The following is a 10,182-nucleotide window of genomic DNA, read 5'->3' as shown; positions in this document are numbered from 1 at the left end:
GGCGTCGCGGACGGGTCCGTTGGGGGAGACCTGGGCTCCGGTAGCGGTGGACCAGATGACGGCTCCGTTTTGGAAGTTCTGGTAGCAGCCGCCGTCTTTCAGTCCGCAGGTTACCGGTCCGGTCGGGTAGCCCAGGGTGCCTCCCTCGAAGCCGCTGGCCTGCCAGGCGTCGCGGACGGGTCCGTTGGGGGAGACCTGGGCTCCGGTAGCGGTGGACCAGATGACGGCTCCGTTTTGGAAGTTCTGGTAGCAGCCGCCGTCTTTCAGTCCGCAGATTACCGGTCCGGTCGGGTAGCCCAGGGTGCCTCCCTCGAAGCCGCTGGCCTGCCAGGCGTCGCGGACGGGTCCGTTGGGGGAGACCTGGGCTCCGGTAGCGGTGGACCAGATGACGGCTCCGTTTTGGAAGTTCTGGTAGCAGCCGCCGTCCTTCAGTCCGCAGATCTGGGACGACGTCGGGTAGCCCAGGGCGCCTCCCTCGAAACCGCTGGCCTGCCAGGCGTCGCGGATGGGTCCGTTGGTGGAGACCTGGGCTCCGGTAGCGGTGGACCAGATGATGGCTCCGTTTTGGAAGTTCTGGTAGCAGCCGCCGTTCTTCAGCCCGCAGGTTTGATCTGAGGTGGGGTAGCCAAGGACGCCTCCCTCGAAACCGGAGGCTTTCCAGGCGTCACGGATAGACCCGTTTGGAGAGGCATGGGCGCCAGTGGCGGAAGACCATACGATCGCTCCACTGTCGAAATTCTGGTAGCAGCCACCGTCACGTAGACCACAAATTATTGAAGTTGTAGGCGATCCCAGACCCGGAGTCTGCATCTGGACGCTGCTTATGGCCTGGTTGGCGGCCGCCGGCACCCCGGCTGCGGCGAAGGCCTGGAGCCCGGCATAATCCCCGTTCCAGACGTTCGAGTCGCCAGCGAAAGGCCCGGTGCTGCTGTACTGCCAGATGCTGTAGGTGCCCCAGCTCGCTGGTACCGCGCCGGCGTCGTTGCTCGGGGACCCTGGGTACGCTGCTACCCAAAGCGGGTAGTCGCTGAAGGCTGTCTGGTTGCCCAGGCACTGGTTCCACCAGCTGGTGTTGGTGTAGATGGCCGGGAGCCGCCCAGTCAGTGACAGCATTGTGTTGCCGAAGTCCTGCACCCAGGAAGACAATTGGTCTGCCGACATGTTGTAGCAGGTGTTGCCGAAGTAGAAACCGTTGATGGTCCGGCCCTCGTAGGGGTTGAATTCGAAGTCAAGAACCGGGGGCATCGTGTAGCCGTCCGCAGTCCAGCCGCCGCCATTCTGCACGAAGTAGCGGGCCTGGTCTGCTCCGGAGGACCAGTTCGGGATGGCAAAGTGGTAGGCGCCGCGGATCATGCCCACGTTTCGCGAACCTTGGTACTGGGAGCTGAACTGGTCATTGGTGAAGTAGTTGCCTTCTGATGCCTTCACATACGCGAATCTGGCGCCCATGTTCCATTGCTGCTGCCAGTCGACATTGGTCTGGTAGGCGCTGACGTCAAGTCCCTGCACACCGAACGTCGGCATCCAGGTTCCCTGCGTCGTCAGTGACTCCGCGCTAAGGCGTTTCACGCCCGTAGTATTCGCGGAAGCCGTCACCCGGGCTGAGCGCTGACCCATCTCGGCACCCTTGCCGACGGCCTCGGCCATGGTCTGGGACGCTGACGGGGACGGAGATGGCGCCGCGCTTGGCTTAGGGGTGGTCGTTGCCGTTGCCGTTGCCGTTGCCTGGGCAGTCGTCGGTGGCGGCGTAGCCGCGGGCTGCGACGTCGGCGCAGTAGCCGAAGGTGACGGCGACGGGCTGGAATCGGTGGCGAAGGCGACCCCGCTCAGACCCGGGCCTGCCAACAAGGAGCCCACGAGGGCGAGGAGCCCGAAGAATTTCAGGGCTGGGCGACGGGACTGAGACAGGTTCCGCTTCATATTTGCTCCGGAGACATTGCGGCGCTCCCCCAAGCGCCCCTTTGGATACTGCTCAGGTGTTTCCCCCAGGAAGCCACCTGATAGTGCTATTTCGATAAACAACGCGCTCACCTTAGCACCGGTGTTACTGGGGGAACTAGTGGTTCTGATGTTACTTATGTGAATCTTGCGGGGCTCCCTGCTGAATCCTCACACCAACTGGTGGGAATCTTGAGGTTGTTCGTTTATCCACAAACGGGCTGGATGACTTGTTGTGGCGATGCCCCTCTCCCTAGGCTGTAACCCAGTCGCACTGCCTCCATCGGGGGCGGCCGTTGTATGGGGGAACATATGGATGCGCTGGAAATTGTCGAGGACGAAGTCCGCGAACTTATCCGCCGGCGAGGGCTGGACCCGCTCACGCAGGCCGGCGAGGTTCGACGCCTGGTCGAAGCCGTGGTCTCCGACTATGACGAACGCACGCTGGTGGGTCCGCTGCCGCCCCTTGGTCCTCTTGACGCCGCGCGCCGATTCCTCTTTGACGCCGTCGCAGGTTTCGGCGTGCTCCAACCTCTGCTTGATGATCCATCCGTCGAAGAAATTTGGCTGAATGCCCCCAACGAAATCTTCGTGGCACGTAATGGCGAGTCAGAACTGACGTCTTTGACTCTCTCCGAACAGCAGGTGCGTGATCTCGTGGAGCGCATGCTTAAGAGCTCGGGAAGACGGCTCGACATGTCGTCGCCCTTTGTAGACGCTGCGCTTCCCGACGGGTCCAGGCTCCACGTCGTCATTCCGGACGTTACGCGCCGCCACTGGGCAGTGAATATCAGGAAATTCGTTGTCAGGGCGAGCCGTCTGGAGCATCTCGTAGAACTCGGCACCCTCACCGCACACGCTGCTCGTTTCCTCGGCGCGGCCGTAGCAAGCGGCCTCAACATACTCGTCTCAGGCGCAACCCAGGCAGGCAAGACGACCATGCTGAACTGCCTGGCGGCCGATATTGGAAGCAGGGAACGTGTCATTACGGTCGAGGAGATCTTTGAGTTGCAGTTTCCGCTCCGCGACGTTGTAGGACTTCAGTGTCGTCAACCAAACCTTGAAGGTGAGGGGGAAATCCCACTTCGCCGGCTGGTCAAGGAGGCATTGCGAATGCGTCCGGACCGCCTGGTAGTTGGGGAGGTACGGGAAGCCGAAAGCCTGGACATGCTCATTGCGCTCAACAGCGGCCTTCCCGGAATGTGCACCGTCCACGCCAATTCGGCGTACGACGCCGTGACTAAAATCTGCACACTTCCGCTTTTGGCCGGGGACAACATCTCAAGTGCGTTCGTGGTCCCGACTGTTGCGTCGTGCATAGATCTCGTGGTGCATTGCAGCAGGCATGGTGACGGCCGGCGCCTAGTAACCCAAATCCTGTCGCTGGGTCGCCGCGTGGAAAACGGCGTGATTGAGTCATCGCTGGTCTTTGCCCTGGAGGACGGTGTTCTGCAGCCCCGGGCGAACGCGATGCCCGCTGCCGAGAAATTTTCGCAGGCAGGGTACGACGTTTCGGCACTGCTGGATCCGCGATGATCACCGCGCTGGCCGGAACAGTGGGGGGCGTTGGCTTCTTCCTCATCTGGTGGTCCTGCTGGGAGACCGCTGCCCGCGGAGACCGGGAACGTAAGCCTGGTCGCCTGGCTGACCTGCTCGCTGCCGCGGGCGTGGACAAGGTATCGCCCCGGGGTTTGGCCGGTACGTGCCTGGGGCTTGGTATTTTCGTGGCACTCGTCTTCTACGCCCTCAGCCGGTCTTGGCCGATAGCCGGTTGCTTCAGCCTTTTTGGAGCCTGGCTGCCGATCACAATTCTCCGCTGGCGGGCCAAAAAGAGGATGGCCATGCTGCGCCAACTCTGGCCTGATGTTGTGGACCATCTCCGGTCGGCGATCCGTGCAGGGCTTCCAATGCCGGAGGCCCTTATCCAGCTCGGAGATAAAGGACCTGAGGAACTGCGGCCGGTGTTCCGCGAGTTTGGTGCCGACTACCGTGCGGGAGGCCAGTTTGACGGTTCTCTCAACAAGCTGAAGCAGCGGCTCGCTGATCCGGTTGCCGACCGTATCATCGAGGCGCTCCGGCTGACGCGGGAAGTTGGGGGCTCGGACCTCGGGAAGCTCCTTGGTACTCTGGCCGAATTCCTGCGCGAGAACGCCCGGACACGCAGTGAGCTTGAAGCCCGGCAGTCCTGGACAATCAACGCAGCCAGGCTTGCCGTCGCTGCGCCCTGGATCGTCATGCTTCTTCTTGCAACCAGGCCGGAAGCAATCCAGGCCTACAACACGCCTGTGGGGGCTGTGGTTCTGCTGGGCGGTTTGGTGGTCTCGCTGATCTGCTACACGGTCATGCTGAAGATCGGGGCCCTACCGCAGGATGAAAGGGTCCTCCGATGATGATCATGTCCCCAGGAGCTGTAATCTGCGGTGTAGGTCTTGGACTCGGTTTGTGGCTTGTCATCTTCCGTTCACCGCCGATGCGCCCCATGACGCTTTCAGAGCGGATTGAGCCCCAGCTGAAATCACAGAACCTGGAATCGCGGCTCCTGCACACCAGTGAGCAGAACCTGACACCCTTCGGCCCCCTCGAGCGCATCCTTCGTCCCGTCTTCCAGGAGTGGCGGTCGGCCCTGGGCAAGTTCAACCCCTCTCCTGGCGCAACGGGCCGGAGGCTGGCACAGGCGGGCTTCAATAAATCGCCCATCGACTTTCGCGCAGAGCAATTGCTTTGGGCAGCGGGCGGATTCATCCTCTCGCTGATCTTTATCCTTCTTGGAGCAGCAGCGGGCAGGGTCAGCCCGATCATTTCGGCCGTGATAGTCATCGGCAGCGCTGCAGGAGGGTTTGTGCTCCGGGACTACTGGCTGGGTGTCCAGGTGCGTCGGCGCGAAACCAGGATGATGGCAGAGTTTCCCAGCCTTGCCGAGTTGATGGCACTCGCTGTGGGTGCAGGGGAGAGCGCTGCAGGGGCTTTGGACCGCGTCTGCAGGAGCGCGAACGGCGAACTGTCCCGGGAATTCTCGAGAATCCTCACAGAGACAAGGGCCGGCAAACCCTTGGTCCTGGCACTGCAGGAATTTTCCGCGCGCACCGACCTTGCGCCGTTGGTCCGGTTCATGGACGGAATCATTGTCGCGGTCGAGCGAGGGACACCACTGGCCGACGTACTCCGTGCACAGGCGCAGGACGTCCGCGATACGGCCAAGCGCGACCTGATGGAGGCCGCAGGAAAGAAGGAAATCGCCATGATGGTGCCCCTGGTTTTCGGAGTGCTTCCCCTGACCGTCGTGTTTGCGGTCTTCCCGGGCCTCGCCGCAATCAACCTGGGGTTCTGATGGAAGCAAGAACCGAAATTTCGACTCGACGACTTCAAATCCCCTTCAAGGAACAGGAATAGGACGCAAGATGAAAAACATGGGAACCCGCTGTGCGATGCTGCTTCTTGGCCTTGGGATGCTGTTGCAGGTACGGATGACCCGGTCGGTTCGGCCTTCGCGTATGCAAGGCGGCATCACACAGAGCCGCGGGAGGCGGAATGCCGGCCAATCCACGTGGCCGGCCCCGCATGACGACCGGGAGCGGGGCGACGTGCCGGGCTGGGTGATGATAACCCTGATGTCAGCGGTGCTGGTGGCAGCACTGCTGGCTCTCGCCGGCCCCGCCCTGGAGGCCATGTTCAACCAGGCCATGGACAAAGTGGGGAACTGACCCGTGAGCTCCGCTCAGGGGGCGAAGGTGCATCCGCGCCTGCACCTCGGCGTGGCGCCGGAGTTGTCCCGGCCCGGGGAGCGGGGGGCAGCGGTCGTGGACTTCGTTCTGGTTGGCGGACTGCTGACGATGTTCTTCCTTGCAATCATGCAGCTGACCCTCGTCTTGCACGTCCGGAACACCCTCATCGATGCTGCGGCATCGGGTGCCCGGTACGGAACACTTGCTGACAGGAACGCCTCCGATGCTGAAGAACGAACCCGAAGCCTCATAAGCGTGGCCCTCAACCCGGGCTTCGCGGAACGGGTCAGTACCCGGGAGGTGAACGTCCACGGCATGCGCACCCTGGAAGTTACAGTGCGCTCTCCCATGCCCGTCATCGGTCTGATCGGGCCGCGGGACATGTTGGAGGTGAAGGGGCATGCGGCTGTCCAGCCCTGATTCGCGCGGCTTCAACCCGCTGCCCGGTTCCACGCTTTACGTTCGCTTCAAGATCCGCCTCTCCGGCGCGCTGTGCCGCGAAACGGAGACGGACTTCGACCCGGATACGGGGACGAACCAGGGGCCGGCGCGACGTGCCGTGCGCGGGGACATCCACCGCGGGCAGCAGACGGCGCAGCAGGGCTCCGGGCTTGAAGAGGGAAGTGCCATTGTGGAGTTTACGTTCCTGGCACTTCTGCTCATGGTCCCGCTGGTGTACTTCGTCATCACGGTCAGCCAGATCCAAGGTGGCTCCTTCGCGGTGGTGGGCGCTGCAGACCAGGCGGCCAAGGTCTACATTGCCCAACCCGATGCCGCCACCGCCCAAGCTGCTGCAGAGCGGGCCGTGGCCCTGGCCCTTTCCGATTTCGGGCACCAACCGGACCGGGCCAGCGTGACCACGTCCTGCAATCCAGCCGACTGCCAGGCGGCGGGCAGCACGGTAACGGTGAACGTCAGCCTCCGCGTCGCGCTGCCGTTCATGCCATTTGCTGAAGGATTGTCTGCCACAGAGGTCACCGCTTCTTCCACGCAAACGCAACTGGTGGGCCGTTACCGGTGAGGCGCGACGAACGGGACGAAAGCGGCCAGTTGATGGTGATGATCCTGGGTTACGTGGTTTTGGCGCTGTTGGTCGCCACGGTCGTTGTAGGCATTTCCGCCGTATATCTGGAGCACAAACGGCTGCTGTCCCTGGCGGACGGAGCTTCCCTTGCCGCGGCAGGCAGCTACACCCTGGGCGAAGTCGCAACACAGGGCGGAAGCCCTTCAGCCGTGCTTAACCCCGCGCGGATCCGGAATGTGGCTGCCGATTTCGTTGCCCGAAGTCCTGCATCCCAGCGTTTTTCGGACCTTGCCGTCACGGGAGCGACGGGGACGCCGGACGGCTCCACCGCCGTCGTGGTCCTCAGCGCGGCCGTGCATCCGCCGGTGGTCAACTTCCTCATTCCAGACGGCATCCGGATCGAGGCGACGTCAACAGCCCGCTCCCGGTTGACGCGATAGCCGCACCGGGGCAGTATGCGCCGATAGCGTAGGCTTAAACGACCATGGCCAATATTGATTTTTCCGCTGAAATCCGCGCGCTCCGCGCCACCTACGAGTCCATCGAACGCGTGACCGACATCGAAGCGCTCAAGGAGGACATCGCCGAACTCAGCGAACGGGCAGGGGAGCCGGATCTTTGGGACGATCCTGCCGCGGCCCAGAAGATCACTTCCCGGCTGTCCCATCGCCAGTCGGAGCTTGAGCGCCTCACCAACCTCCAGTCCCGGATTGACGACCTCGAAGTGCTGGTGGAACTCGGCCAGGACGAGGACGACGCCGACTCGATGGGGGAGGCCGCGGCCGAACTCGAATCCATCAAGAAGGCCCTCAAGGACCTGGAAGTGGTCACCCTGCTGTCAGGGGAATATGACGAGCGCGAAGCCGTGGTCTCCATCCGTGCGGGAGCCGGCGGAGTCGATGCAGCAGATTTCGCCGAAATGCTGATGCGCATGTACCTCCGTTGGGCCGAGCGTCACGGTTACCCCACGACGGTCATGGACACCTCGTACGCGGAGGAGGCCGGCCTGAAATCGGCCACGTTCGAGGTCAAGGCGCCGTACGCCTACGGCACCCTCAGCGTTGAAGCAGGAACCCACCGACTGGTCCGGATCAGCCCGTTCGACAATCAGGGCCGGCGCCAGACGTCGTTCGCAGCAGTGGAAGTCATCCCGCTGATCGAACAGACTGACTCCATCGACATCCCGGACAACGAAATCAGGGTCGATGTATTCCGTTCGTCGGGCCCCGGCGGTCAGTCGGTTAACACCACCGACTCCGCGGTGCGCCTCACCCACATTCCTACCGGCACCGTCGTGTCGATGCAGAACGAGAAGTCACAGCTCCAAAACCGGGCCGCGGCTATGCGCGTGCTGCAATCCCGGCTCCTCCTGCTCAAGAAAGAACAGGAAGACGCGGAGAAGAAGGCCCTGGCCGGGGACGTCAAAGCCTCCTGGGGCGACCAGATGCGTTCCTACGTCCTCAACCCGTACCAGATGGTGAAGGATCTGCGCACGGAACACGAAGTGGGCAACACGTCGGCAGTGTTCGACGGCGAGATCGACGACTTCATCGACGCCGGCATCCGCTGGCGTACTGATAACCGCAACGCCGAAAAGTAGCAGGCCGGCCCGCAGGTCGCCATCGGATCCGGCGACACGCCCCGGAAAGCCCGGCCAACCCCGGGCTGTCCTGCGTATAGTCGAGGGGCCGGGGCCCTACCTTCCCCCAACGAAAACCCGTGCACCGGCTGCAGAACTGGGCTGCGTCAGAAGGATCAGTCCTGCCCTGCAGGGTACTTAGGGCCATGATCCGATTCGAAAATGTCACCAAGGTATACGACCAGAAAGCCCGTCCGGCACTGGACTCCGTCAACCTTGAGATTGACCGCGGCGAATTCGCCTTCCTTGTCGGCGCGTCCGGCTCCGGAAAGTCAACCTTCCTGCGACTGGTGCTGAAGGAAGACCGTGCCACCTCGGGGGCGGTCTACGTCGCAGGCCAGAACGTCGCCAAAATCTCCAGTTGGCGGGTCCCGCGCCTCCGCCGCGGCATCGGCGTCGTCTTCCAGGACTTCCGCCTCCTGCCCCAAAAGAATGTGTTCGCCAACGTCGCGTTTGCCATGCAGGTCATCGGCAAGAGCCGCAGCGTCATCCGCGACACCGTCCCCGAGGTGCTCAAGACGGTAGGCCTCGAGGGCAAGGAACACCGCATGCCGCACGAACTCTCCGGCGGCGAGCAGCAGCGCGTGGCCATCGCCCGCGCGGTGGTCAACCGCCCGGGAATCCTCCTCGCGGACGAGCCCACCGGAAACCTGGACCCCACTACGTCTATGGGAATCATGGGCGTGCTGGACAAGATCAACCAAAACGGAACCACCGTGGTGATGGCCACGCACGATGACGACATCGTCAACGAGATGCGCAAACGGGTGGTCGAACTAAAGAACGGCGTGGTGATCCGCGACGAAGCCAAGGCTCTCTACACGTCGATGATTCCCGTCGTCGGACAATCGCGGCGCCTCAAGGATGCCAGTGGCCGGGAAGCGCCCGACGCCGGCCTGCCGGGCAACCGTGCCGAAGGCGAGGCCCAGCAGTGAGGCTCGCATTCATTCTTTCCGAGATCGGCAGCGGCCTGCGCCGCAACCTCTCCATGGTGGTCTCAGTCATCCTGGTGACCTTCGTGTCCCTGACGTTCGTGGGCGCGGCCGGCATGCTGCAAATGCAGATCAACCAAATGAAGGGCTACTGGTACGACAAGGTCCAGGTGGCCATCTTCCTCTGCAGCGACGGCTCGACGGCGCCGGGGTGCGCTTCAGGGCCCGTCACTCCGGAGCAGCAAAAGGGCCTGAACGCGCTCCTGGAATCCCCGGCCGTGGCGCAGTACATCAACGACTTCCAGTTCGAGTCCAAGGATGAGGCCTACAAGCACTTCAAGGACCAGTTCTCCAACTCACCCATCGTCGATTCGGTAACGCCGGACCAGCTGCCTGCATCCTTCCGGATCAACATGAAGGATCCGGAAAAGTACCAGATCATCAGCGAGACTTTCTCCTCCCAGCCGGGGGTGGAAACCGTGATTGACCAGCGCCAGCTGCTCGAACGCCTCTTCTCCGTAATGAACGGCGCGTCGCTGGTGGCAGTAGGCATCGCCGGCGTCATGATCGTCTGCGCCATTCTTCTGATTGCCACCACCATCCGCCTTTCCGCATTCAGCAGGCGCAGGGAAACCGGCATCATGCGTCTTGTCGGCGCCTCCAAGACCGTGATCCAGTTACCATTCATCCTGGAGGGCGTCATTGCGGCGGTGATTGGAGCTGCCCTGGCTTCGGGCACCCTGTGGGCAGTTGCGCAGTTCTTCCTGGGCGACTACATGTCCCGCCAGTATCCGGACACGGCCTTCATCTCATCCGGGCAGACGCTCATCCTCGCCCCGGCACTGCTGGTCCTTGGCGGATCCTTGGCAGGAATTTCGTCTCTCTTGACCTTACGCAGATATTTGCGCGTTTAGGCTGTGCACACCG

Annotated in this window: 11 protein-coding genes; 10 read left to right on the top strand and 1 reads right to left on the bottom strand. The window is 62.6% G+C overall.

Annotated elements, in window-relative coordinates:
• Positions 1 to 1,524, bottom strand: a 1,524-nt coding sequence (locus AB0313_RS06875) for a GH25 family lysozyme (protein WP_366304606.1), incomplete at its 3' end; no start/stop codon positions are given.
• Between the two features lie 726 nt (positions 1,525 to 2,250).
• On the opposite strand from AB0313_RS06875, the gene AB0313_RS06870 reads away from it, so the two are divergent.
• The 10 genes from AB0313_RS06870 to ftsX all read left to right on the top strand — a co-directional run bounded on the left by AB0313_RS06870 (position 2,251) and on the right by ftsX (position 10,169).
• Positions 2,251 to 3,474, top strand: a complete 1,224-nt coding sequence (locus AB0313_RS06870; protein ID WP_366304471.1) for an ATPase, T2SS/T4P/T4SS family — start codon at positions 2,251 to 2,253, stop codon at positions 3,472 to 3,474.
• Positions 3,471 to 4,328, top strand: a complete 858-nt coding sequence (locus AB0313_RS06865; RefSeq protein WP_366304469.1) for a type II secretion system F family protein — start codon at positions 3,471 to 3,473, stop codon at positions 4,326 to 4,328. The genes AB0313_RS06870 and AB0313_RS06865 overlap by 4 nt, the downstream gene beginning before the upstream one ends.
• On the top strand, positions 4,325 to 5,266 hold the full coding sequence (locus AB0313_RS06860) for a type II secretion system F family protein (protein WP_366304467.1): 942 nt from the start codon (positions 4,325 to 4,327) through the stop codon (positions 5,264 to 5,266). The genes AB0313_RS06865 and AB0313_RS06860 overlap by 4 nt, the downstream gene beginning before the upstream one ends.
• 163 nt (positions 5,267 to 5,429) lie before the next feature.
• On the top strand, positions 5,430 to 5,639 hold the full coding sequence (locus AB0313_RS06855; RefSeq protein WP_366304465.1) for a hypothetical protein: 210 nt from the start codon (positions 5,430 to 5,432) through the stop codon (positions 5,637 to 5,639).
• 27 nt (positions 5,640 to 5,666) lie between these two features.
• A complete protein-coding gene (locus tag AB0313_RS06850) occupies positions 5,667 to 6,080 on the top strand; it encodes a TadE family protein (RefSeq protein WP_307308760.1) in 414 nt (137 codons plus the stop codon).
• Positions 6,061 to 6,681, top strand: a complete 621-nt coding sequence (locus tag AB0313_RS06845; protein ID WP_366304463.1) for a hypothetical protein — start codon at positions 6,061 to 6,063, stop codon at positions 6,679 to 6,681. The genes AB0313_RS06850 and AB0313_RS06845 overlap by 20 nt, the downstream gene beginning before the upstream one ends.
• Positions 6,678 to 7,124, top strand: coding sequence for a pilus assembly protein TadG-related protein (locus AB0313_RS06840; protein ID WP_366304461.1), 447 nt, complete (start codon positions 6,678 to 6,680; stop codon positions 7,122 to 7,124). Before AB0313_RS06845 ends, AB0313_RS06840 begins: the two co-directional genes overlap by 4 nt.
• Before the next feature lie 44 nt (positions 7,125 to 7,168).
• On the top strand, positions 7,169 to 8,284 hold the full coding sequence (gene prfB, locus AB0313_RS06835; protein WP_141942209.1) for a peptide chain release factor 2: 1,116 nt from the start codon (positions 7,169 to 7,171) through the stop codon (positions 8,282 to 8,284).
• Between the two features lie 185 nt (positions 8,285 to 8,469).
• Positions 8,470 to 9,258, top strand: coding sequence for a cell division ATP-binding protein FtsE (gene ftsE / locus AB0313_RS06830; RefSeq protein WP_307308526.1), 789 nt, complete (start codon positions 8,470 to 8,472; stop codon positions 9,256 to 9,258).
• Positions 9,255 to 10,169 carry a permease-like cell division protein FtsX gene (gene ftsX, locus AB0313_RS06825; protein ID WP_141942205.1) on the top strand — a complete coding sequence of 305 codons (915 nt, stop codon included), beginning with the start codon at positions 9,255 to 9,257 and terminating at the stop codon, positions 10,167 to 10,169. The genes ftsE and ftsX overlap by 4 nt, the downstream gene beginning before the upstream one ends.
• Positions 10,170 to 10,182 lie beyond the last annotated feature (13 nt).

The sequence above is a fragment of the Pseudarthrobacter sp. NPDC080039 genome (assembly GCF_040702335.1).
Lineage (GTDB): Bacteria > Actinomycetota > Actinomycetes > Actinomycetales > Micrococcaceae > Arthrobacter > Arthrobacter enclensis_A.
The sequence above is the reverse complement of the archived record's forward strand: the minus strand, read 5'-3'. Positions and strand labels throughout refer to the sequence as shown.